We start from the raw sequence: 24751 nt of genomic DNA, 5'->3' as shown, positions 1-24751 counted from the left end.
AGACCAGCATGCTGGTCGTTCAACTTTTCTGAAAGGACATCCCCTACCCCTTCCAAACTCAACTCGAGAGTGCGACAAGCGCAAAGGATTTTTGGTCTCAGTCTCATTAAAAATAAACAGAGGAGGGATCCTTGTGAAATTATTGATCGTTGATGACGACAAGGAAATTGTTGAATTACTGACTATTTATTCCAGCAATGAAGGCTATGATGTGATCCAAGCTTATGACGGGGATGAAGCTTTGAAACGGATTAGTGAAAACCCCGATATTGCTTTAATTATTTTAGATATTATGATGCCCGGTAAGGACGGCTTGACCGTGGTCAAGGAGTTAAGGGGTCGGGAGGTCGATGTGCCGATTCTTTTATTGAGCGCTAAATCCGCTGATATGGATAAGATTTCCGGTTTAACCACGGGGGCTGATGACTATGTCACCAAGCCTTTTAACCCCTTAGAAGTGATGGCCCGGGTCAAGTCGCTCTTACGCCGATCGGGAGCTAGTGACCAAGGTAGCGGCGATACCATTGAAATTGGCCCCTTGATCATCCATAAGAACTCCCATGAAGTGAAAACCATTGACGGGGAAGATATCCAGTTAACCGCTCTCGAATTTGGCATCCTCTATCTCTTGGCTTCTCATCCTAATGAAGTCTTTTCAGCCGATCAAATCTTTGAACGGGTCTGGCAACAAGAATCCGTGGTCTCCGCCAAGACGGTCATGGTCCATGTTAGCCACCTCCGCGACAAAATCGAAACCGCAACCGGCGGCGACAAAGTCATCTCCACCGTCTGGGGAGTCGGCTATAAGATTAGTGAACAATAATAAAGGACGAGAGGAAGGATCAGTGAGGGAGATTTCTTGGAAGAAAAGCTAAGATCAGCTATAAGGCTGTGAGGGCGCCGTTAGAGACTTGAATTGCTGGAGGAAAATACCATAAGCACAGGGAACTGTGCGATGGAATTTTCTGAAGCAACTTCAAGGCTGGCGTCCGAACTCAACTAGAGAGTGCGACAGTCACAACGAAGGACGAAACCACTGGAGAAAACTGGGATAAGCTCAGCTAGGCTGAGCGTTACCAGTTTTTGAAGTGGACGTTCGTCCTGTGACTGGAGCACATTTAAAGAGTGCGACAGTCGCAACAAAGGTACTTAAGACAAGCTTAGAGTAGCGCGCTGACGCTACTTTTTGCCCTGCCCATAGGCTAGGAAAGAAGGAAAAAGAGTCCATGCCCGCTAAAAGACGCTTACGTATTTTTACGGAATTACTATTTGAAACCATCGCCGTGACAGCCCTACTGGTGATCGGTTATTTTGGGATGGTCTTTGTTTTTATTACCCTGACCGACTATTTCATGCCTCTTGTGGCCCAGGAGAACCCCTATTGGTTGCTCTTCTTTCCCCGCTTCCAACGCTATTTTGTCCTCGGTTTTACCGCTTTTTACCTGATGGCGGGTCTGATGATTTTAATTTGGCGGGTCTATCGACGCAACCGCACCATCCAATTGGGCTTTATCCTCGATGAACTCCACTATATCTCTAAGGGTAATTACAACCATAAAATTTCTACCAAGCATATGAACAGTATGGAACCCGTGGTCTCTTCCATTAACCGCTTGGTCGATTCGACGGTGAAGGCTATGGAGGAGGAACGCCGGATTGAGGAATCCAAAGACGAATTGATCGCCAATATGAGTCACGACATCCGCACTCCCCTGACCTCGGTGATTGGTTACTTGGGACTAATTGAAAATAAGCAAATCGATGATCCCGAGAAGATCCAAGAATATGTCCACATCGCCTATGATAAGGCCTTGCAGATGCAGAAAATGGTGGAGGACCTCTTTGAGTATACCAAGATTCAAAATATCAATACTAAGATCAATACCCAAAAGACCAATGTGGTCCGCCTTTTAGAACAATTAAGTGCCGAGTTTGAACTCCAGGCCGATGAGGTTGGCCGGCGGATTGAGGTGGATAGCTCGGGACAAGAGGACATTTGGGTCGAAATGGACCCCGAAACCATTGTCCGTCTTTTCTCCAACCTGATTACTAACGCTATTAAATATGGTGGGGAGGGCGACTATATTCTCCTAAGAGTGATTCCGCAAAAGCAAAGCACCCGCTTTGAAGTGATCGACGACGGGAACGAAATTTCCCAGGAAGCTTTGGAGAATCTTTTCCAACGTTTTTACCGGGTGGACCCCTCTCGAACCACCAAGGGGAGTGGCCTTGGGCTCGCTATTGCCCAAACCATTGTTAATTTGCACCATGGCAAGATTTGGGCGGAATCCGACCATGGACAAACCCGCTTTATTTTCGTCCTACCTAACCAACAACCCCTTGATAAGAAGAAGGAGGCTGATAAGCATGAAGACAGTGACTAAGAAGATCGCCAGCAGTGTGGCTGGGGCAATCCTGGCTTTGGTCTTTTTTGCTAGTCCAGTCTTAGCCAGTGGCGAGACGGTGGCAGATTTTTCTGACCAACTCAGCCAAAGTCAGCAATACGGCTTCAAGCATGCCATCGCTATTGACCAAGAATCCGGACAAATTCTCTACCAGAAGGCCGCCGATGATTTACATGGGATTGCTTCCTTGACCAAGTTACTGAGCCTCTATGTAATCTATGACCAACTGGCCCAGGGCAAGCTTTCCCTCGATGAGGCTGTCCCCGTCTCGCCTGCCTTGGCTAAGCAGTCCCAAGCAGAAGGCCTGTCTAATGTGCCTCTAGTGGCGGGACCGGCCAACTACAGTGTCGACCAATTGATTGATGCGGTCATTATTGCTTCCGCTAATTCCGCCACTGTGGCTCTAGCGGAAAAGGTGGCTGGGAGTGAAGACCACTTTATCGAACTCATGGCCCAGAAGTTAGACCAACTCGGCATCAAAGATTATAATCTAGTCTCCGCCTCTGGCCTCCGCGGCGAACTCCGGGCTGACGCTCGACCTGGCCAGTACAGTGAGACGGAAGAAAACCAAATCTCAGCGAAAAGTCTGGCTCTCGTTGTCCAAAGACTGCTCAACGATTATCCCGATATCCAAAGTCGTTCCCAAGTGGAAGAGAAAGTCTTCCAAGTGGCTCCTGACTGGCAGGTGACCATGACCAATAGTAACCAACTCCTGCCTGGGATGACTTACGGGCGGCGGGATATTACCGGCCTGAAGACGGGGACCGAACTGGGGGCGGGCTATTGTTTGGTGGCTACCAGTTTCATCAACCAACGACCGGTCATCCTAGTGACTTTGGGAGCGGCAAGTAATGAAGATCGCTTCCTGGAAACTTCTCGTTTGCTGACCGACCTGCAAAATAACTTGGATTGGATTGTCTTGATTCCCCAAGGCGCCCTCTATAACAATGGTGAGGAAGTCGAAATTTATGGTGGTAATAAGGCTACGACCCAATTGCAATACGGCAATACTGTGGCCTGCTTTGTTCCCCAAAATTACAGCATTAGTGACAGTCCCGAAGCCGACTTTACCGAACCGGCTTCCTATTCCATGAACGGGAACCTGGAAGTCAATGCACCCCTAGAGGAAGGGGAGGCAGTTAATACGGAAATCCTCCATATCCCCTTTGTGGACAGCGTGGATGGCCAATTAGCCTTGGCGACGGACTTGATGCCAACGGAAAATGTTAAACGGGTCAGTCCCTTCGTCCAAATCACCCGCAAGGTCCATGAAAGCATGCAGTTCATCAGTGATTGGCTCAATGCAAAAATCGCGGAATATAGTAACTAAAAGTTAAAATACATGAAAAGAGCTCCTAAGTGGGAGGGTTTCTATCCACCTAGGAGCTTTTTTGACTTTTTTAGCTTTAATCTTTTTTCTTCTTCAAGTAGTGGTTAATTTGCTTGATCTTATGGCGGTTGTAGAAGTAGTAGCAGACCCAGATGGCAAAGAAGATGAGGGCGAAGTAGACAATGACGCTTACTAGGACTTGTCCAGTGAGTGGAAACCAGTGGTTGACAGAGCCCATTAGGAGGAAGGCTAATAAAGAGACGGTAAAGTGGATGCTGACCTTGGCTAAGAGGGGCCAAGAGCTGTACTCATAGATGGCCGAGGTCCCTCCGATTACAGCACCGAAGAACATGACTGAGGCCAGCATAGAGACATAGGTCCAGTCCCTGGTGTAGATAGCGCCCATGACCACCCAGATAATGATAGCTAGGGAGACGCTTTGAGAGATAGCAGAGACAATGTTTTTCATGGTGAGACTCCTTTCAAATACCTAAACGGTTCTTGACTTGACTGACGAAACGGCGGGAGACATTGACTTGCTGACCGGTCGATAGATAGGCATACATATTTCCGGAAAAGGCCATTTCCAACCGCTCAATAGCTTGGAGGCGGACCATAGCGTACTTCGAAATTCGGATGAAGTCCTGGCTGTTTAACTTGTCGGCCAGACTGGAGAGGCTTTGCCGGCTTTGATATTTCTTGTTACTGGTAGTGATGGTCAGGATGCCCTGGTTGACCTCCAAATAGAGAATGTCCTTAGTGTGGACGATAAAATACTGGTCATCGACTTTAAGAGCGATATCTTCCTGACTCCGGCTCAGGCAGGGACTGATCTGCTGGGCTAAGCTTTGGGCTTGTGACTCGCTTTGGGCGTGGATAGCGATATAGTTTTCTTTTAGTTGGGGATCAATGACTTGTTGAATGTTGATCTTACTGTCATCCATAAACTCACTACCTTTCTAGAAGAAAATGAAGAGCTTGGTCGGCCTTTTTTCAGCTTTAGTATAGCAAATTGTTGAAATGGTAGGGCACTTTCTCGCTAAGCGGTGGAGAATTGGGTCTAAGCGGTAAGGGGACTAGATTGAATTCAATTGATTTTAAAATGAGACTGGAATGGATTATTTCAGTCTCTTTTAAGTCCTTATTTAAATTAAAAATTATAAAGGTAAAGTCTACGGCTCTTTATTATATAAATAGCCCATCCTAACTGATCGCTAGGGGAAATCGTTTTTAAAAGAGAATGCTGCTGTTAAGGGGATTTCTAAGTTTGGTGTTTTACAAAATAATGTTTACTCATATTTTAAGCGAATTGACATTTTTATTTAAAGATTATATCTTCTTAATCACTATACAAAAATAAGTAGATTAAAACGATTGGAGCGATAAGATGCAAAAGAGTGTCAAGCGAACCCAGACCTACCTGGGCTTAGCGCTAATTATTATATTACTGGGGTTTGGTTATTATTTGAGTGGCTTAAAGGCTATTCTTCCCTTACATTTATTAGCTGGTGTGTCCTTTGGTTATGCCTTAACCCGGTCACGCTATGGTTTTGCTGGAGGAGTGAAGCGCCTCTATATGCGAGGCGAAGCGAGTTTATCTAAGGCCTTGTTGCTATTATTTGCCTTTACTTCATTTGTCTTTGCAGGTATTCAGTGGAAGGCTGCCAGTCAAGGGGCCTTGCCAGCTTTTGTTGAAGGGGCCGGAGACTTTATTATTCCAGGTACCCAAAATGTTGAGTTCGTTAACCTGGCGACCATAGTTGGGGGCTTTCTTTTTGGTGTTGGGATGATCATGGTTGGTTGCTGTGCTTCTGGTACCCTGTCTGACTTGGGCGAAGGACGAGTTCGCGCTTTGATTTCCCTGATTTTCTTTGTTTTATCAGCGGCGCCCGGCCAAGCTGCCCGCGCAGTCTTTGATCGGACCGCTCTAGGACAGGTCGGCTTCCGTCTACATCTTCCCCAAGTCTTTGGTTATTTTGGGGCCTTGGTGATAACCCTAGCCCTACTTGCTGGGCTTTGGTGGTGGGTCATGAATTATGAGAAAAAACGCAAGGAAGATAAGACTTCTCTAGATCCTTATGGGGATTGGGAAGAGATTGAGAAACCACTCGACTTGTCGACGCCAGCACCATTATTTTCATACGCAACCTATCATAAGCTATTTATTGAACGTTGGACCTTCTTCACAGGGACAGTCATTATTGCGTTAACAGCAGTCTTTGTCTTGGTGACCGCCGGATCTCCTTGGGGGGTTACCTCACCTTTTGTCACCTGGGACGTAGCTCTTTTACAAAACTTCGGCCTTGAATTCTCAAAAGCAAATTTTGCTAGCTACTTGGAAAAGGTGAACCGCGGTCTTTTAGTTGACGGGCCAACTATTCGAAATATCGGCCTCTTTGCAGGGAGCCTCTTAGCCTTCCTACTAGCTAACCGTTTCCGCATTCGGTCAGGTTTCTCTATTAGAGATGGAATTTATTATGCCATTGGTGGGACTTTACTAGGTTTTGGATCACGTTTGGCGCTGGGCTGTAATATTGGTGCCCTATATTCAGCCATTTCAAGCTTCTCCATTTCGGGATGGTTCTTCCTCTTCGCTACAATCGCTGGCGGAGTAGTTGGTCTTAAACTCTTCCAAGGCAAGATTAATATTATTCCGATTCCTATCCAATGTGAACGTGAACGATGAAAGGTGTGAATGAAGATGTCAAAACATAATAAAATTGTCGTTGTTGGAGGTTGTGCTGGTGGGGCGTCAACTGCTGCCCGTATCCGCCGCTTGGATGAATTTGCCGAGATCACTATTTTTGAAAAAGGGCCTTACGTTTCTTATTCCAACTGCGGTATTCCCTTCTACCTAAGTGGTCAGGTGGCATCAAGTGAGAATTTACTCTTGATGACACCAGAAAATTTTGACCAACAGTATAATATCCAAGCTAAGGTCAACCATGAAGTGGTTGAGATTGACCGCAAAAATAAAACCGTCAAAGTATTAAATCATGAGACAGGAGAGAGCTTCCAAGAGTCCTATGATTACTTGATTCTGGCTCCGGGAGCACGTGCGCTTAAGCCACAAAGTATTCAAGGAGTGGACAGCGACCATGTTTTTACGATTAAGACTGTTCCTGATGTTCGCAAACTGGCTGACTACTTGAGTGACCATGACGTCAAGGATGTGGCGGTAGTTGGTGCCGGCTTCATTGGTTTAGAAGTTTTAGATAACCTCCACCAGCTAGGTTTGAACCTTTCTTTAATTGAAGCGGCCGACCAGGTCCTAACCCCTATTGATGAGGACCTGGCTCAAATTCTTCACCGCTCACTCTATGATCATGGGATTAAGCTCTATCTGGGACACAATGTCCAAAAGATTGAGTCCGATGCGGTTGTTTTAGAATCAGGAGCAAGTATCCCAGCACAAGCCGTGGTCTTGGCGCTAGGGGTTGCTCCTAATAGTGACTTAGCTAGTCAAGCAGGCCTAGCGATAAGTGAAACGGGACATATTGTGACCAATCACCACTACCAAACCACTGACCCCTATATTTATGCGGTGGGAGATGCTATTGAAATTAATGACTACCTCACCGGCAAGCCGAGGACTTTGGCCCTAGCTGGTCCTGCCCAGTGGCAAGCCCGGGCAGCAGCTGATCACATTTATGGTCGGACGGTTCAAAACAAGGGGGTGCAAGGGTCGCTTTCGATTAAGCTATTGAACTATAACGTGGCCAGCACCGGTTACAACGAGAAATTTTTACAAGCTGAAGGGATTCCTTATGACTTTGCCTATATTATTCCTAAAGACCGGGTCGGACTGATGCCAGGTTCCAAGAACCTCTTCTTTAAACTCTTATTCGCTAAGCCGTCTGGAAAGATCCTAGGGGCCCAGGCCATCAGTGAAGGTGATGCGGTTAAGCGTGTCGATGTGGTGGCAACTGCCATCCGGGCAGGCTTTGACTTGGAAGACTTGAAGAATCTGGAATTAACTTATTCCCCACACTTTGGTACCGCTAAAGATCCCGTTAACCATGCGGCCTTGGTTGGCTTGAATATCTTGAATGGGGAATTCAAAAAGGTGCCAGTCACCGCTGTGCGTAAACTCGTTGAAGAGGGAGCATTCATTATCGATGCCCGCGAGGAGGATGAATACGAACTAAGTCACCTTAAAGGGGCTAAGAATATCCCACTGAGTCAATTTAGACAACGCTTGGATGAAATTCCTCATGACCAACCCGTTTATATTCACTGCCGGTCCAGCCAACGGTCTTATAACATGGTCCGGGCGCTAGAGCAGCGGGGTTATAGCAATGTTTATAATATTGATGGCTCTTACCTAGGCTTGTCCGAGTATGAATATTATCGCGACCAAGTAACCGGTCGGAAATCGATCCTCACCGCTTATAACTTTGACTAAATGACAGGCGAACATGTTAGGAGATGGGAATGAAGAAGTATAGTCAATTGAAGGGCCTAGGTCTGCTTTTCTGGCTCCTTATTCTAGTCGGCTGGCAGCTTGCCTTTAGCGGAAGCGGAGGCCAAGGCCTGAATATACCCTCTATCACGGAAATTTGGCAAGCCTTTCTGTCTTTATGCCAGGAAGGCTATGCCGGAATTCCTTTGTCCATCCACTTAAGGGCGAGTTTTGTTCGTTTGTTCTTAGCCTTATTCTCGTCAACACTTTTAGCCCTTCCTTTGGGAATTTTGAGTGGCTTCAGTCCAATCATCCGTTATGTCGTACAGTCTTTGGTAAATTTCATCCGGCCCATTCCCCCTTTAGCTTATTATCCTTTACTGATTATGTTGGTGGGAATTAGTGATGCTTCCAAGATCATTCTCTTGTTCATCGCTGCCTTTGCCCCCCTATACTTAGCCGTGGTTTCGGGGATCGAACAGGTGCGGTCGGACTATATTCTGTCTGCTGAATCACTAGGAGCTTCACGCCTGATGATTATGCGCGAGGTGATTTGGCCCAGCGTTCTAGCCAGTTTTATTGTTGGCTTACGGACGGCTTTCGGCTTTGCCTATACGACCCTGGTTTCAGCGGAGATGACAGCCGCCGAGTCAGGTTTGGGCTGGTTGGTTATTGATGCTTCCCGTTATTTGAAGATTGATGTTGTTTTTGTCGGGATTATTTTGATGGGCTTAACCGGCTTAATCTTTGACCGGGTATTGGATGGTATTGAAAAGCAATTGGTATTTTGGAAAGGACAGGGTTAAGGGTGGTAAGAAAGAGACAATGGACCAAACTAGCGATTGCGGTTTTTATCGTTGTCGGTTTGTTAATCAGTAGCTGGCACTACGGCTTATTCGATAGGAATTCAGACAAGGATAGCCATGAAGTGCGAATTGCTTACCTCCGGGTGCCCAACGATGAGTTGCTTGCCATGTCCCAGGGAAAGTTAAAAAATAAGCTAGCGGAAATTGGGGTAAAAGCCAAGTTCGTCGAGTTCGATTCAGGAGTCGAGGCTAATAAGGCCTTGGCTTCGGGAAGTATTGACTATGCCAGCATGGGAATTACTAATGCCGTAGTTGCCTTAGCCAAGCAAATCCCTACAGAACTGATCTGGGTTCATGAATTGCTGGGAGAGACAGAGGGCCTGGTGGTCAAAGATTCCATTAACTCTTTGTCAGACTTGGCTGGTCAAACCCTGGCAACGACCTTTGCTTCAACGTCACACTATAGTTTGGAAAAGGTGCTTGAAGAAGCCAATCTTAGTGGCCAAGTGAAACTTCTTGACATGAAGTCAACCGATATTGCAGCCTCTTGGGCCAGTGGCGATATTGTTGGGGCCTATACTTGGGAACCTAACCTTTCCCAACTTGTGAGCCAATCCGGGCATATCCTGTTGGACTCCAAAGAACTCCAAGGCAAAGGCATTGTGACAGCTAATGTGATGTTGGGGCGGAAAGCTTATCTAAATGATCATCCTGAAGTGACTCAAGCCATTATCCAATCCTTAGAAGAAGCCCACCAGCTCTATGCGAGTCAGCCTGATCAAGCAGCTAAAGTATTGGGAGCGGAACTGGGTATGCCAGCGGACGAGGTACTCAAACAAATGAAGGGATCCAAATGGCTAAAGGCTGAAGATCAAGTCCAATTCAATTACCTGGGCTCTTCTCAAGAAAAGGGAAACTTTGTCCAAATTATTCAATCAATTGCTGACTTCTTAAGGAGTAACCGCCAGTTATCAGACCTGCCCAGTCAAGAAGCCGTCCAAAATTTTATCAGTCCCACTTACATTGAAAGTTATTTAGCCAAGGAGGAATAGCCGTGAATGAACCCTTATTAAGGATGGAAGATGTTTCCTATCGCTATGATGACCAATCACCTGAAGTGATCCAGGGACTTAATTTCTCCATGAATTCGGGAGAATTCGTCTGTGTCTTGGGGCCCTCAGGGGTGGGCAAGAGCACCTGGCTCAATTTATTAGCTGGCTATGAGCGTGTGACTTCAGGCAAGCTGTCCTTCAAGGGAGAGAAGATTACTGGCCCTTCCTGGGAACGGGGTGTGATTTTCCAGCGCCATACCCTCTATCCCTGGCTGACAGTAGGAGAGAACATTGCTTTTGGATTGGAAGCGCGCAAAGATAAGACTGAACAAATTGATCAACAGGTAACTTACTTGCTTGAGAATATTGGACTTGCAGATTACCGGGATGCTTATATTTTTAAGTTATCAGGGGGTATGCAGCAGCGGGTTCAGCTGGCTCGGAGCCTGGCCCCACAACCAGAGCTCATCTTAATGGATGAACCTTTCTCTGCCTTAGATGCCTTGACCCGGTTGGATATGCAGCATTTTGTCAGAAAGACTTGGCAGCAGGAAGAGACCTCTATCTTCATGATTACTCACGATATCGATGAAGCTCTGACTCTTGCAACCCGTTTGATTGTTATTCCGAAAGGGAAGTCAGGACAGTTGGTAGAGTTTTCCTTGGATTATACCTACCGTATCTTAAACGGGCAGACGGCCAAGGACTATGTCGATAAGCGCTATCTAAGAGTTAAAGATCAAATCTACTACCATTTGAGCATAAAACCTTAGTCTCTGGGAAGTTTGCTTTCCAACTGGAACCTAATGATTTTCTTTCATTTTGTATATTAAATAAGCCGGTGCGCTAAGACAGCGCCCGGTTTTTTTGTATTATGGAACAAATTAAAAAACGACCGTGCGGGAAATGACGGTCGTTAAGATTACTTTCTTGACTTGCTTTAAATATTTTATTTAGCTAATTCCTCATAAACCTCTTTATTTCTTTTAAGCAAATCTTCAGATAAACTCATAACTTCTTCATGACTAGGAGTAAAGATGTCGGATTGGTTAGAAAAATTGGAAAGGATATCCATTATACTGCCTCCTTTAAAACAAGGATACTTGATTTAACACACAAAGTAAAAAAGATGAGATCTTAGCTTGGACTAATTTCTCATCTTTTTTATAGGAGATTATATAATTTAAAAAGTTAAGTCTTATTCTTTATCCCTTTTCCACCACTAAGTCGCCTTGGACCCAGACTTTGCGGATGTTTTCAGGGGTAACTAGGTAAATGATCCGTTCAAAGATTTCTCTAGGATCATTGAATACGCCGAAGTCAGGGAGGATATTATTGGTCACTTTGGTGTCGACTAATTGGAGGTCACAGGCTTGGCCGCTTTCGATACTGCCCAGTGGAAGGTCGAGAGACTCACCGCCGCCCTTAGTAGCCAGGTAGAAGGCTTCCACCAGGGAAATCCGGCTGTCGCTGACTCCGCGATCTTCAGGGCCCACTTGGGTATCGACCCCGTCTTCTAGGATCCGGGAAGAAACCACGGCTTGGCGGATATTTTCATAGAGGCTTGGGGAGAAGCCACCAGAAATGTCTGTTCCTAAGCCGATGTTGACGCCTTGAGCCTTCAAGCGCTTAACGGGAAGGACAGCATTAGCGAAATAGGCATTGGAATAAGGGCAGTGCCCGATCCCGGTCCCAGTTTCTTGGAAAATTTTCCCGTCTGTTTCGTTGAGGAAGTTACAGTGGGCCATGACTGACTTAGGTCCTAAGAGGCCGAAGTCGCGTAAGACCTCAGTGTCGCGTTTACCATGGAAGCGTTCCATGACAAAATCGTGCTCCCATTGGCCTTCCGAGCAGTGGGATTGGACGTGGGCATTGTATTTTTTGGCTAAGGCGCCTAAACCAGCCAAGGCCTCATCGGTACAGCTCGGAACAAAGCGCGGGGTAACCACGGGATAGACGCCTTGCTTATAGTCTTTACTTAAGTCGCGAACTTTTTGGATAAAAGTTTCGGTGTCTTTAAGGGCTTGGTCAGTCGAAGCATCCCGGTAGAAGTCGGGATTAGCTTCAGGGTCGTCCATAACCACCTTACCCACTAGGCCACGTTGGCCGGCTTGGGCACAGATTTTGGCCAATTCATAGGAGGATTCTAAGTGAGCTGAAGCAAAATAGAGCCCAGTGGTGGTGCCACGGGCTAGTAACTGTTGGATTAAATCGGTGTAAACCGCGCGGGCGAAGTCCAGGTCCGCGTACTTGGCCTCTAAGGGAAAGGTGCACTCGTCTAACCAGACATTGAGGGGTTCGTCTAAGGCTATCCCGGCTTGAGGCCATTGAGGCGCATGAATATGGAGGTCCACCAGGCCAGGCAGGAAGTATTGGCCGGCTTCTAAACGGACAAAGTCAGTAGATTCTTGGGCCTGCTTGACTGCTTCAGCGTAGGCGGGGTCATCTTGGCGGTAAACTTGTTCAATCTTCCCTTGGTCATCCACCGCGATCAGGGCTTGGGGAATATAGTCTAACTGGCCATAAACAGGGGTGTGGAAGAGATCACCTTGAAAATACTGGGTCATCGATTGATTATCCTTTCTATTTTGTCACTTATCATGTGAGGTGATAAGCGAATATTAATAGTATTCAGATTTGTTATTATTCATAAAATGATTGACTTTTAGTGATTTAATTGTCAACCAACAGTTTAATTTTAACAAAATACGAATATAAATCAAGTTAAATTTAAAATTGTCCGGAAAATACCTGCATTAAGAAATTCTGCCAAGACACCTGTAAAAATCCCCTAATCCAGTACCAAGCCAGTCTTGGAATTTTTCGGGCTATTTTTTATCTAATCATGCTATTCAGTCGATTTTACAAAGCGATCACTTTTTGCTAATATTATTAGAATGCCATGATAAGAAAATGAAATGGAGGTGGGAAAGAATGGCAAGAGTACTTGAGAAAAGGAAAATTGGCCTCGTTCCCCGAATATTATTAGCAATTATCTTAGGAATTATTGTTGGACAGTTAAGTTTTGTGCCGGAGTGGTTTTTCCGACTCTGTGTCACTTTTACCGGGATTTTTTCCAGCTTCTTGAGTTTCGTGATTCCCTTTATGATCATTGGTTTTGTGGTCCAAGGGATTGCCGATTTGGGTCAGGGGGCTGGTAAATTATTAGGAATTACCGTCTTGACCTCCTATTTATCGACCATCGGTGGTGGCTTTTTGGCCTATCTGATGGCCAGTCAGCTCTTCCCCTTCTTTATCAGTGAAAGCCTGGTCGAGCGCTTAACTCAAACCGCGCCGAGTTTAGAACCGCTCTTTGTGATTCCTATCGAGCCTTTCTTTGATGTGACGGGGGCGATTATTTTCGCCTTTATGATGGGGCTAGGGATTTACTGGCTCCGCCAACACGGGCGTGGACAGGTGCTTTATGAAGGTTTTAGCGATTTTGGTGGGATTATCAGCCAGGTTCTTGCGAAAATTGTCGTGCCTTTATTACCCATCCATATTTTCTGTAATATCAGTAACTTGTCCTATAGTGGCTCGGTTTTTGCCATTATTTCGGTCTTTTGGAAGGTCTTTATCTGTGTGATTCTCCTACAGATTCTTTATGTGGCTTTCCTCTTTATTTTATTTGGGACTTACGCCGGCAAGAATCCTTGGGAACTGATGAAAAACCAAATCCCAGCCTATATGACTGCCATTGGGACTCAGTCCTCGGCTGCGACCATTCCGGTTAACTTGAAGTCGGCGGCTAAAAATGAGGTTTCTCAAGACATTGCGAACTTTGTCGTGCCTCTCTGCGCCACCATTCATTTGACCGGGTCTATGATTACCATTACGGCTAATGCTACCGCCCTCTTATTAATTTACGGTATGCCCCACAACCTCACCATGGTTCTGGGCTTCATACTCACCCTGGGTGTCTGCATGGTGGCGGCACCGGGGACCCCTGGGGGCGCGATTATGTCAGCCCTACCTTTCTTACCGATGATAGGGATAATTGACCCAGGCATGCAACAAATTATGATCTCCCTCCACTTGACCCAAGACTCCTTTGGGACTGCGGCCAATATTTCCGGAGATAACGCCATCGCTGTCTTTATTGACAAGATTTACCATAATTACATTAAGCAAAACGAGACGGAAAGCTCAGACCTGGCCTAGGTAGGCAAAAGCCATTTGACAAGGTCGGCTTTTCTTCTTAAAATAAGGGTAGCTTTGGAGTTTAACTCCAGTAAAGTCTTCATTGACTTTATATATAGATCAAGTGATGCTTGTGACTAGTAGCTTAGGAAGCCTTTTAGCGAGTCCATGGTGGGTGAGAATGGACAGGGGACCTGGGTGAATCCACACAAGGACTGCCTACGACTTAGTATTAAGGAAGTAGCGCCGGCACAAACCGTTATTTGTAAGTGTAAGGCAAGTCTTGCCTTGAAGCAGGGTGGTACCGCGCAAAATGATGACCATTTCGTCCCTTTGATGAAGAGGGCGGGATGGTTTTTCTTTTGCCCAAATGTTGTTACTGAGCAGGCCTTCTGCTAGAGCTTATCAACGGGTAAAGCAAAAATAAGACTATAATAGTTGATGACCTAGCTAGTTTTTTAATAATTTAATGATAAAAATGTTTAAAAGAAATGAGGAATTGAAATGATTGATGTACGTTTATTACGGGATAATTTTGACCAAGTGGCTGAGGCTTTGAAGGGTCGGGGCGTGGAAAAGGAAACCTTAGAACATTTACGTGACCTGGACCAAAAACGCCGGCAAGTGATTGTGGAAGCGGAAAACTTGAAGAAGGAACGTAATATCGCTTCTGACGCCATCGGTCAACTCAAACGCAATAAGGAAAATGCTGATGACAAGATCCAAGAAATGAAGGCCTTGGGAACCAAGATCAAGGCTTTGGACAGCGACTTAGACCAACTCGACCAAGAAGAACATGATATTCTGGCGCGGATCCCTAACCTCCCGGCTGAAGGCGTACCAGTCGGTGAAGACGAAGATGAGAACGTGGAAATCCACCGCCATGGCGAGACCCCTGAATTTGATTTTGAAGTCAAAGCCCACTGGGATCTGGCCGAAGACTTAGATATCCTCGACTGGGACGCTGGGGCTAAGGTATCCGGCTCACGTTTCGTCTACTATAAGGGTCTAGGTGCTCGCTTAGAACGTGCCCTTTACAACTTCATGCTGGACCAACACCAAAAAGAAGGCTATATGGAAATGATTACGCCTTTCTTAGTCAACGACCAAGCCATGTATGGGACGGGGCAATTCCCTAAATTTACCGAAGACGTTTACCAAATCACCAATGAAGGCCAAGACCTGACCTTGATTCCTACTGCAGAAGTGCCCTTAACCAATTATTTTGCTAAGGAAATCTTGAAGGAAGAAGACCTGCCTATCCGTGTGACTGCCCTCTCACCTTGTTTCCGTTCTGAAGCGGGTTCAGCGGGACGGGACACCCGGGGCTTGATCCGTATGCACCAATTCCAAAAGGTGGAAATGGTTAAAGTGGCCACTCCAGACCAATCTTTCGATGAATTAGAAGCCATGACTGAAAACGCGGAAAATATTCTTGACTTACTTGGTTTACCTTACCGTCGCATTGTCCTCTGTACTGGGGATATGGGCTTCTCAGCAGCCAAGACCTATGATATCGAAGTCTGGATGCCGGCCCAAAACACCTATCGGGAAATTTCTTCTTGCTCTAACTGTGTCGACTTCCAAGCACGCCGGGCCCAAGTCCGTTACCGGGATATCGACGGCAAGACCCAACTGGCCCATACCTTAAATGGTTCAGGTTTAGCTGTGGGGCGGACTGTGGCTGCAGTCTTAGAAAACGGGCAAAACGCGGATGGTTCCATTACTATTCCTGAAGTCCTTGTGCCTTATATGGGTGGGGTAAGTCAAATTACCAAGGAAAATGCTCGTGGCTTAAATTAAGCAGTTTTTAAGCAATGAATAAGTGAGAGAGTGTGACAAAAGTCAAAAGAGCCCTGAACCACTGGAGCGAACTATGGTAGATAGTTGCAAAACTATCGCACATAGTTCGTGAAGTGGACGTCAGGGCTGACTTTTGGAGCACGTTTTTAATAGATAGTTCGTGCTTTAAAAAGAGCCTGGGATTTTTGTTCCAGCCTTTTTTGCGAATAGTCAAGTCATGTGTCCTGCCAAGCAAAAGTCTTGTTTTTGCCTTTATCAGTCTTTACAATGAGTCATGTTTGAAAGACTAAAGTATAGAAAGAAGGACTAAGGATGAGTCAAGCATTAGCAACTTTTGCCGGGGGCTGTTTTTGGTGCATGGTGCAACCTTTTGAAACCATGCCGGGGATATTAGAAGTCGTATCTGGTTACACGGGCGGTCATACCGAAAATCCCACTTATCGCGAAGTTTGCCTAGGAGGAACGGGCCACACGGAAGCAGTGCAAATTACCTATAATCCCGAACTGATTTCCTACCAAGACCTGGTGGAGATCTACTGGCAACAAACCGATCCCACTGATGCCATGGGTCAATTTGCTGACCGGGGGGACTCTTACCGTCCCGTGATTTTCTACCACGATGACCAACAAAAGGCTATCGCCGAACAATCCAAGCGTGACTTGGAAGCCAGTGGCCGCTTTGACAAGCCGATTGTCACCCAAATCGAACCTGCTCAAAGCTTCTACCCGGCTGAAGAATACCATCAAGACTTCCATGCCAAGAATCCTGACCACTACCAAGCCTACCGCCAAGGCTCAGGTCGGCAAGCCTTCATTGATAAGCACTGGAAAGATTAAGGATAGAGTGTGACAGTCACGGAAAAGGACGAAATCGCTGGAGAAAACTGGGATAAGGTCAGTTATAAGGATGTGAGTACGCCGTCAAAGGCTTGAATTGCTGGAGGAAAATACCAAAAGCACAGGAATCTGTGCGTTGGAATTTTCTGAAGCAACTTCAAGTCTGGCGTACGAACTCAACTGGCTGAGCGTTACCAGTTTTTAGTTGGGTTCGACTTGGCAGACTTGGAGTGATTTCACAAGTCAGAAACAAGCGAATGTTTCGCTTTTATTCTGACTTGCTCCAATCATCCAAGTCTAGGCGCCAAGTCTCACACCCTGTGTGAAGTGGACGTTCGTTCTGTGACTGGAACAGGTTTGAGAAGGATGTGAGGAAGGATCAGGGAGGGCGATTCCTTGGAGGAAAAGATGATAAGACCAGCACGCTGGTCGTTCAACTTTTCTGAAAGGACATCCCCTACCCCTTCCGAACTCAACTCGAGAGTGCGACAAGCGCAGAGCAAAAGCTTAATTTCTTTTTAGGGGAAATTCGGGTGATTCATGCAAGAAAGATAAATATTGATAAGTAAGCTGGGCAAGTCCCGGCTTATTTTTTATGGGTATTTTATCAAGTGAATTTCAAAGTGGAAAGCATGCGTCGGAGCTCAAGGGGAAAGTTATTTTATAGGTTAAAATTTTTCTTGCCTAGCTAGGAAAATGGCCTTAAAATATGCTAAATAAAAATTGTCTTTTATTTAAATTGTCGAGCAATTCAAACAAATTGATCCGAAAGTATTTACAAATGAATTTGAAAAGGGTATTATAAGTCTACTTAACTCATGGGCGCCGCTCTTAGAACCTTGTTCTAGCGAGAGCCCAAAATTGTAAATTTGAAAGGGGAATGACAATGTCTGTAAATATCGATTGGAATAATTTAGGTTTTGCTTATATGGACCTTCCTTATCGTTGGCGCGCTTATTGGAAAGATGGCGAATGGTATAAAGAAGGCTTAGAAGAGGGAAAGACTTTTCCAATTGCTGAAGGTGCTCCAGCCTTACACTACGGCCAAGAAGCATTTGAAGGCTTAAAAGCTTACCGTCGTAAAGATGGTCAAATCCAACTCTTCCGTCCAGACCAAAACGCTAAACGGATGGCTAACTCCGCCGAACGAATGTTGATGCCAGCTTATCCTGAAGAAAAATTTGTTGAAGCGGTTGTCAAAACAGTTCAAGCCAACGCTGACTACGTCCCACCTTATGGGTCAGGCGCTTCGATGTATATCCGTCCATTATTAATTGGGGTAGGCGACAACATTGGTGTTTCCCCTGCTAAAGAATATATCTTTACGATCTTCACCATGCCAGTAGGACCTTACTACCGTGATGGTTTAGCACCAATGCCATTTGTCACCAGCAAGTACGACCGTGCCGCTCCTTACGGGACTGGTGCTTCTAAAGTTGGTGGGAACTATGGTGGTTCGCTCTTACCAGGTGAAAAAGCCAAGAAAGCCGGCTACGGTGACGTGGTTTACTTAGACCCAGCCACCCATACTAAGATTGAAGAAGTCGGTTCAGCCAACTTCTACGGTATCGAAAAAGACACCAACAAGTTTGTGACACCAAAATCACCTTCAATCCTGCCATCTATCACCAAATACTCCATCATCCACTTAGCTAAAGAACGTTTAGGCTTAGAGGTTGAAGAAGGCGACGTATACGTAGATGAATTAGACCGCTTCGCTGAAGCCGGTGCTATGGGAACCGCTGCCGTAATTTCTCCAGTGTCACGGATCGACCACGGTGACCGTTCCTACAAGTTCTACTCTGACAAAGAAGTTGGACCAATCACCCAAAAACTCTATGATGAGTTAGTAGGGATCCAATATGGTGACATCGAAGCCCCAGAAGGCTGGATCGTCGAAGTCCCTGAAAAATAATAGGATGTGAGGAAGGATCAGGGAGGGCGATTCCTTGGAGGAAAAGATGATAAGATCAACTTGTTGATCGTTCAACTTTTCTGAAAGGACATCCCCTCACCCTTCCGAACTCAACTGTAAGGATGTGAGGACGCCGCTAAAGGCTTGAATCGCTGGAGGAAAATACCATAAGCACAGGAAGCTGTGCGTTGGAATTTTCTGAAGCGACTTCAAGGCTGGCGTCCGAACTGAACTAACAGAGTGCGACAAGCGCACAAAAACTAAGTCCATTTTTTCGAATCATCCTTTAAAAACCTATCAATTGTCACCCAATAAACAATTGATGATAATAAAAGAACCGTCTACTGAAACAGTAGGCGGTTTTTTCGTGGAAGAATGCATTTTGATACTTTGTTTGTTTATTTAATGACCTCTTTTTATTAATAGATTACAATGTCATATAAAGAGGTGAGGAGATGTCGAAAGTAACTATTCCTTTAAATAAAGATGAGGAAGAATTATTTAACCAATATGCCAAATTCCGCAATAAGCCACTTTCAACGCTTTTTAAGCAATGCTTGGAAGAAAAAATTGAAGAAGACTTTGACCTTGAAGTCGTCAAAAATTATGACGCCAATAAAGAAGCGAACGATGTTTCCTATTACAGTCATAATGAAGTCAAAGGCATGTTAGGACTATAATGATGAAATTTTAGGTGAATGATGAAAAAGGAGTGACGACCGTGACGAAAAAGGTAAGTATCCATGTTAGGGTAGACCAAGACTTAAAAGACAGTGTCCAGTCCATTTTAGATGATATAGGTATGGATATGTCCTCGGCAATTACAGTTTATTTGAAGGCCATCAACCGTAAACAAGGTATCCCTTTTGATTTACGCCTTAACGCAATCGACGAAGCTTTGGCTGAAGTCGAAGCGGGGAAAGGTGAAAGTTATGACAGTATTGATGACTGGTGGGAAGCAATGAATGCCGATGATAAAAAAGCAGGCAGATAGATTTAAAAGAAAACTAATAATTAGGATGATTTTTAACAGGTAACTCGAAAGATTGCCTGTTTTTCTTATTTCATCCATCTTACAAGCAGAAAGACTTGCAATTTTAAGCGGGTGCTCTTATACTAGCAATGCAATATGATTACAAATGTAGTCAACAGATAAATGAAGTCTAAAACGATTGAATCAACCAAGAAAGGATGAATGAAATGGTAACAGCTTGTTTAAATGCTTGTCCGCATGCTTGCCGGCAAGGGGGCGCATGCACCTGCCAACAAGCCTTTTGTGGTAGTCATGAAAAAGTAGAACATACACAACATGAGAGTGCCAGCTGCCATAGTCAAGCGGCTGATCACGAGAGCCATGGAGCGGTTTCCTGCCACGATGACGCCGGTCATGAGGGGCATGGAGGCCACCACATGGGCATGATGGAAGACATGAAGCAACGTTTTTGGGTGGTTTTAGTACTCACCATTCCAATTGCGGTCTTATCGCCCATGTTAATGATGATTTTTAATTATTCTATTAATTTCCCCGGCCAAGGCTGGATCGAATTTATCTTAGGGACTATCGTCTTCTTCTATGGGGGTAAACCTTTCCTCGAGCACGGCTGGATGGAAATTCAAAACAAACAACCCGGTATGATGCTCCTGATCACTTTGGGGATTGTATCTTCCTATCTATATAGTGTCATGACCACCTTTTTCCTCGACGCCAGCATGAATTATTACTTCGAACTGGCTACCCTGATTCTCATCATGCTCCTGGGCCATGTGATTGAAATGAAGTCACAGATGCGGGCCAATGATGATTTGGAATCTCTGGCCAACCTCCTCCCCAATGAAGCCAGTCGGATTAACGCGGATGGGGACATTGAAGTGGTTGGAATCGACCAATTGCAAGTCGATGACCTGGTTTTAGTTCGTCCCGGGGAAAAGGTGGCTGTGGACGGCACCATTGCTAGCGGTCATTCCACTCTGGATGAAGCAGTCATTACTGGGGAATCGGTGCCTGTGGCTAAGGATGATGGTGATGAGGTCATTGCCGGAACCATTAATGGCGACGGCGCCCTCCAAGTCCGCGTAGCAAAGGCTGGGAATGATTCCTATGTCCAACAAGTCCTTGACTTGGTTAAAGGTGCCCAAGCCCAAAAATCCAAGGCCCAAAGTCTAGCTGACCGGGTAGCAGCCTGGCTCTTCTACATTGCCTTTGGGGTCGGGATTATTGCCTTAGTGATTTGGTGGAACTTGACCACGGCCCAAACCGCTATTCAATTTATGGTCTCGACCTTTGTCATTGCCTGTCCTCATGCTTTAGGGTTAGCCATTCCTTTGGTTAATGCCAAATCTACCTCCCTAGCGGCGCGTTCAGGTCTCTTAGTCCAAAACCGGATTCCTTTTGAACAAGCCTACCAAGTGGATACAGTAGTTTTTGATAAGACTGGGACTTTGACCAAGGGCGAATTTGCCGTCGACGGCGTTTACCCAATCGCTGATGTCAGTGAAAACCAAATTTTAGCCCTAGCCGCTAGTTTGGAAGCCCAATCCGAACACCCCATTGCTAAGGGGATCGTTCAAGCAGCCAAGGAAAAAGACTTAGACTTACAAGCCGTTAACAACTACCAAAACCACAGTGGGGCTGGTTTAGAAGGGGAAGTGGATGGCAACTTAGTCAAAATCCTCAGCCCTAAAGCGACTCGAGAAGCGGGTTATGACTTTGATCAAGCCCAATTGGAAAAGATTACTAGCCAAGCCAAGACCGTAGTCTTTGTCATTAAGGCCGACCAAGTCATTGGGGCGCTGGCGGTTTCTGACCAAGTCCGCCCAGAAGCCAAGGAAGTCATCCAAGTCCTCCACAAGCAAGGCATTGAAGCGGTCATGTTAACCGGGGACAATGACCAAGTTGCTCAAGCCGTGGCCAAGGAAATCGGCTTAGACCAAGTCTTTAGCCAAGTCCTCCCCGACCAAAAATCAGCAGCCATCCAAAGTCTGCAAGGCCAAGGCAAATCAGTCATGATGGTGGGTGACGGGGTCAATGATGCGCCCGCTCTAGCCCAAGCTGAAGTGGGAGTGGCTATCGGTGCCGGAACCGATGTAGCCATGGATTCGGCCGATATTATCCTGGTGGAAAGCCAATTGAAGGATGTCTTAAACAGCCTGAGTCTGTCTCAAGCTACTAACACCAAGATCAAGCAAAACCTGGCCTGGGGAGCGGGCTACAACATTTTCGCTATCCCCTTAGCCGCTGGCCTATTGGCACCCATCGGCATTACCTTAGGCCCCGCCCTATCTGGGATCTTCATGTCACTTTCGACAGTCATCTGTGCCGTCAATGCCCAAAGCTTGAACTTTGAAAAATACGAATAGTTAAGGAAAGCCAAGTTGCTCTTTAGTGAACTGCTCCCTGTCAAGTAGACAGATAAATAAATAAATTTTTTACCATGTGTGATCTTTGTCATGCATGGTTTTTATTTTAGATTTTAAAGTATTATTTATCAGTGAATAGGATGTTTCATAAAACTTAATCCGAAAGATAGTTTAGCGGTCAGGCTTGTTTGACAAGGAGGGAGCGTAAACAGCTTCAAGCCTTTATCAAGGTCCGCTCCGCTCTCCACCTTGACAAAGCCTATTAGCTGTTTTAAAAGATGGACAAGCCAAACAAGCCCAGACAGTCTAACTAAAACTAGATTTAATTTTAAATTTTTTAGCCAAACGGCTAATCACCTTTGGATTTAAGCTGGAATTTTAAGGCCCATATCCAGTGTGACACGTTCGGTGTTATAAAATTCGATGTAGCGTTTAATATCTTCTTCAAGTTGTTCAAAGCTTTCATAAGTTTTCAACCGATACATCTCTTCTTTAATAATGCCCCAGAAATTTTCCATTGGTCCGTTATCAATACATTTTCCTACGCGAGACATACTTTGAATTAACTGTTTTTCGTCAACAAAACGCTTAAAGAAATGCGAAGTATATTGGAAACCACGGTCACTGTGCAAGAGGGTTTCTGTAGGGATAAGTTCTTCTTCTACTTGAACAATCGTATCTTTAACAAGTTGATTGTTATTCCTTTGTGATAATTTAAAAGCAATAATCTTATTGGCTCCGTAATCAAGAATCGCACTTAAATACGCTTTGTAACTATAGTTATAGCCATATTTAAACTCTGTAATATCCGTCAACAACACCTGCATCGGTTCATAATCTTTATCAAATTCACGGTTCAACACATTTTCTGCAACGTGCTGAGGCTTACTTTTTTTGTAGTGATATCGCCTACGGCGAATAACAGATTTTAAACCCATTAATTTCATGAGACGATAGACACACTTATGATTGACCCGCGCATTCTTAAAGTGATTAAGATAAATGGTGATTCGACGATAACCATAGATGCCCTCATATTTATCATAAGCTTCTTGAATTAAAGTCATTAGCCACTGTAAACGTTGTTCTGTCTTGGATGGCTCTCGGTCGAGCCATTTATAATAAGCAGATCTACTGACACCTAGCGAATGGCATAAGAATGTTATTTTGTGTCCTTCCTGGCTTAATTTTTCGATTGTTTTGAACTCTGCTTGATATTTTGTCCGTCGGACATCAACTCTCTTTCCACTTCTTTCAATTTTTTTAGAGCAGCATTTTCCGTTTCTAAGTATTCATTACGTGCTTTAAGCGCAGCTAATTCTGTACGTAACTTCTCTTCTTCATTTTGAATACTCATCGGTTTGCGGCGTCCTCTACTATCAATGAGCCCATCGGGACCATATTTCTTATACTTTTGGACCCATGAGTAAACATTATTGTAGGAAACTTTATGTTTTTCAGCAGTCTCTTTATAAGACATTCCTGTTTCAAGAAAATCTTTAACAATATCAACTTTTTCCTGATAGGTTTTCTTTTGGCTTTTCATTGTATACACCTCGGGTTTAGGGTGGTAGCCCTTTAATTCTTCCCTTTTAGTATACTTAGTAATCCAATTCCTTACAGTAGAAAAGCTAGGGATATTGTATTTTCTAGCAATTTTTGTAATTGAGATGTCTGTATTCAAGTATTCTTGAACGACGTTCTGCTTAAACTTTTCACTATAAGAATTATTCTTTGTCTGTGATTCCAGCCCTGCAAAGCCATGTTCTAGATATTTGAGATAATATTCTCTAAAGACAGATGAATGAATTGAGAGACCATATTGATCACAAAGCTCGGCATAGGAAGTTCCTTCTTCATAAAGATGGATATATTTAGCCAACTCTGCTGGTGAATGCTTTCTATTTGAACGCATAAAAAACTCCCCCTAAAGTAGTTTTACTTTTTCAAGTGTCTACTTTAAGGGGAGCATACCATAGGAGGACTTGGTTTTTTCTTAGTTTTTATAAATGATTTCACACTTGTTTGTCTTATAATAAGAAAAAAGGAGGGGAAATTTATGGATAGAATAGGAAAGGATACTCTAGCTTTTGAACGTAGTGCTGATAAGGAGCGAGAAGCTCTTCTGGAAGAATTGCAATCTGAAATTAGTCAGAGCTTTGCTGGTTTAGAAGAGGGGAGGGCTTATAGCCTCAGTGAAGTGAGAGATCAAGTTAAAAATCATTCCCTTTCTCCTGATAATTAGCTATAATAACTTATCCAAATTCCTTGACTAGAGGTGATAAGATGTTTAAACAAGTGCTTCATTCAGGCCATAAGTATTGTTTTTGGCTAGGAATCTTGGTTCTAGTACTGTCTATTTTACTGCCTGACTTATTCGGCCCTACCATGCGCCCCTTAGCTTATGCCACCATCTTTATTTGTCCTGCCTTAGGGCTATTTGGCGGACTCCTGTCCCTCTATCACAAACGCTTGTGGTACTTTCTCGGTAATCTCTGTCTGATCTTTTCCTTTGGTATTCTCTGGTTTGTGGGGACCTTAATCTTTGGTCCTTAGAAGATCATTATCAGCAAATTCAAATGGCTTCTGCCTCTATCTAGTAGAAGTCTTTTATTGTTAATATCTAGTTTTTAGTAAAGATTATTTTGAGCAGTAGTGGCGCTTTGAAATTGATCCTTAGCCATGAATAAGCAAGCGATGTGAA

23 protein-coding genes and 1 other annotated feature are annotated in these 24751 nt (G+C 44.8%); of the genes, 17 read left to right on the top strand and 6 right to left on the bottom strand.

Features of this window, described 5'->3' with window-relative positions; genetic code table 11:
- Positions 1–133: 133 nt before the first annotated feature.
- From AWM73_RS08515 to AWM73_RS08505, 3 genes are all read left to right on the top strand, one after another.
- Positions 134–823 (top strand): response regulator transcription factor, encoded by a 690-nt coding sequence (locus AWM73_RS08515; protein ID WP_060778948.1) that lies wholly within the window; start codon positions 134–136, stop codon positions 821–823.
- A 403-nt stretch (positions 824–1226) separates the two neighbouring features.
- Positions 1227–2384, top strand: coding sequence for a sensor histidine kinase (locus tag AWM73_RS08510; RefSeq protein WP_060778947.1), 1158 nt, complete (start codon positions 1227–1229; stop codon positions 2382–2384).
- Positions 2368–3735, top strand: coding sequence for a serine hydrolase (locus AWM73_RS08505; RefSeq protein WP_060778946.1), 1368 nt, complete (start codon positions 2368–2370; stop codon positions 3733–3735). Before AWM73_RS08510 ends, AWM73_RS08505 begins: the two co-directional genes overlap by 17 nt.
- A gap of 76 nt (positions 3736–3811) precedes the next feature.
- Here the strand turns inward: AWM73_RS08505 and AWM73_RS08500 are convergent, their stop codons facing one another.
- Together AWM73_RS08500 and AWM73_RS08495 are read right to left on the bottom strand one after the other, a co-directional pair.
- Positions 3812–4204, bottom strand: coding sequence for a DUF3021 domain-containing protein (locus tag AWM73_RS08500; protein WP_060778945.1), 393 nt, complete (start codon positions 4202–4204; stop codon positions 3812–3814).
- Between the two features lie 13 nt (positions 4205–4217).
- Entirely contained in the window at positions 4218–4679 is a 462-nt protein-coding gene (locus AWM73_RS08495) for a LytR/AlgR family response regulator transcription factor (protein ID WP_060778944.1), read from the bottom strand.
- A gap of 443 nt (positions 4680–5122) precedes the next feature.
- Between AWM73_RS08495 and AWM73_RS08490 the strand changes: the two genes are divergently transcribed.
- Genes AWM73_RS08490 through AWM73_RS08470 form a run of 5 tightly spaced genes read left to right on the top strand, consistent with a single transcriptional unit; the run spans position 5123 to position 10768 of the window.
- Positions 5123–6421 (top strand): YeeE/YedE family protein, encoded by a 1299-nt coding sequence (locus AWM73_RS08490; protein ID WP_060778943.1) that lies wholly within the window; start codon positions 5123–5125, stop codon positions 6419–6421.
- A 15-nt stretch (positions 6422–6436) separates the two neighbouring features.
- Positions 6437–8140, top strand: a complete 1704-nt coding sequence (locus AWM73_RS08485) for an FAD-dependent oxidoreductase (protein WP_060778942.1) — start codon at positions 6437–6439, stop codon at positions 8138–8140.
- Between the two features lie 29 nt (positions 8141–8169).
- A complete protein-coding gene (locus tag AWM73_RS08480) occupies positions 8170–8943 on the top strand; it encodes an ABC transporter permease (RefSeq protein ID WP_060778941.1) in 774 nt (257 codons plus the stop codon).
- A gap of 2 nt (positions 8944–8945) precedes the next feature.
- The gene (locus tag AWM73_RS08475) at positions 8946–9995 is read left to right on the top strand and encodes a taurine ABC transporter substrate-binding protein (RefSeq protein WP_060778940.1); all 1050 of its coding nucleotides are present in this window, start codon (positions 8946–8948) and stop codon (positions 9993–9995) included.
- Positions 9996–9997: 2 nt separating this feature from the next.
- Positions 9998–10768 (top strand): ABC transporter ATP-binding protein, encoded by a 771-nt coding sequence (locus tag AWM73_RS08470; protein WP_060778939.1) that lies wholly within the window; start codon positions 9998–10000, stop codon positions 10766–10768.
- A gap of 176 nt (positions 10769–10944) precedes the next feature.
- Here the strand turns inward: AWM73_RS08470 and AWM73_RS09165 are convergent, their stop codons facing one another.
- A complete protein-coding gene (locus tag AWM73_RS09165; protein WP_255204082.1) occupies positions 10945–11070 on the bottom strand; it encodes a hypothetical protein in 126 nt (41 codons plus the stop codon).
- Between the two features lie 130 nt (positions 11071–11200).
- Positions 11201–12562 carry a guanine deaminase gene (gene guaD, locus AWM73_RS08465; protein WP_076340232.1) on the bottom strand — a complete coding sequence of 454 codons (1362 nt, stop codon included), beginning with the start codon at positions 12560–12562 and terminating at the stop codon, positions 11201–11203.
- A 367-nt stretch (positions 12563–12929) separates the two neighbouring features.
- Between guaD and AWM73_RS08460 the strand changes: the two genes are divergently transcribed.
- From AWM73_RS08460 to AWM73_RS08425, 7 genes are all read left to right on the top strand, one after another.
- Positions 12930–14156, top strand: coding sequence for a dicarboxylate/amino acid:cation symporter (locus tag AWM73_RS08460; RefSeq protein WP_060778938.1), 1227 nt, complete (start codon positions 12930–12932; stop codon positions 14154–14156).
- 97 nt (positions 14157–14253) lie between these two features.
- Positions 14254–14471: a binding site (T-box leader), on the top strand.
- A gap of 168 nt (positions 14472–14639) precedes the next feature.
- Positions 14640–15938 (top strand): serine--tRNA ligase, encoded by a 1299-nt coding sequence (gene serS, locus AWM73_RS08450; RefSeq protein WP_060778936.1) that lies wholly within the window; start codon positions 14640–14642, stop codon positions 15936–15938.
- A 312-nt stretch (positions 15939–16250) separates the two neighbouring features.
- A complete protein-coding gene (gene msrA / locus AWM73_RS08445; RefSeq protein WP_060778935.1) occupies positions 16251–16775 on the top strand; it encodes a peptide-methionine (S)-S-oxide reductase MsrA in 525 nt (174 codons plus the stop codon).
- Positions 16776–17655: 880 nt separating this feature from the next.
- Entirely contained in the window at positions 17656–18690 is a 1035-nt protein-coding gene (locus tag AWM73_RS08440) for a branched-chain amino acid aminotransferase (RefSeq protein ID WP_255204081.1), read from the top strand.
- 455 nt (positions 18691–19145) lie between these two features.
- The gene (relB, locus tag AWM73_RS08435; RefSeq protein ID WP_060778933.1) at positions 19146–19370 is read left to right on the top strand and encodes a type II toxin-antitoxin system RelB family antitoxin; all 225 of its coding nucleotides are present in this window, start codon (positions 19146–19148) and stop codon (positions 19368–19370) included.
- Positions 19371–19411: 41 nt separating this feature from the next.
- Positions 19412–19684: a type II toxin-antitoxin system RelB/DinJ family antitoxin gene (locus AWM73_RS08430; protein WP_060778932.1), complete on the top strand. Its 273-nt coding sequence runs from the start codon at positions 19412–19414 to the stop codon at positions 19682–19684.
- Positions 19685–19890: 206 nt separating this feature from the next.
- Positions 19891–22047, top strand: coding sequence for a copper-translocating P-type ATPase (locus tag AWM73_RS08425; protein WP_230080911.1), 2157 nt, complete (start codon positions 19891–19893; stop codon positions 22045–22047).
- 365 nt (positions 22048–22412) lie between these two features.
- On the opposite strand, the gene AWM73_RS08420 is transcribed toward AWM73_RS08425, so the two are convergent.
- On the bottom strand, positions 22413–23213 hold the full coding sequence (locus AWM73_RS08420; protein WP_082702857.1) for an IS3 family transposase: 801 nt from the start codon (positions 23211–23213) through the stop codon (positions 22413–22415).
- A gap of 17 nt (positions 23214–23230) precedes the next feature.
- Positions 23231–23962, bottom strand: coding sequence for a helix-turn-helix domain-containing protein (locus tag AWM73_RS08415; RefSeq protein WP_060778350.1), 732 nt, complete (start codon positions 23960–23962; stop codon positions 23231–23233).
- Positions 23963–24106: 144 nt separating this feature from the next.
- Between AWM73_RS08415 and AWM73_RS08410 the strand changes: the two genes are divergently transcribed.
- Together AWM73_RS08410 and AWM73_RS08405 are read left to right on the top strand one after the other, a co-directional pair.
- A complete protein-coding gene (locus AWM73_RS08410) occupies positions 24107–24292 on the top strand; it encodes a hypothetical protein (RefSeq protein ID WP_060778930.1) in 186 nt (61 codons plus the stop codon).
- A gap of 41 nt (positions 24293–24333) precedes the next feature.
- Positions 24334–24603 carry a hypothetical protein gene (locus AWM73_RS08405; protein ID WP_060778929.1) on the top strand — a complete coding sequence of 90 codons (270 nt, stop codon included), beginning with the start codon at positions 24334–24336 and terminating at the stop codon, positions 24601–24603.
- Positions 24604–24751: the final 148 nt, after the last annotated feature.

Source organism: Aerococcus urinae (genome assembly GCF_001543175.1).
GTDB classification, from domain to species: Bacteria; Bacillota; Bacilli; order Lactobacillales; family Aerococcaceae; genus Aerococcus; species Aerococcus urinae.
The sequence above is the reverse complement of the archived record's forward strand: the minus strand, read 5'-3'. Positions and strand labels throughout refer to the sequence as shown.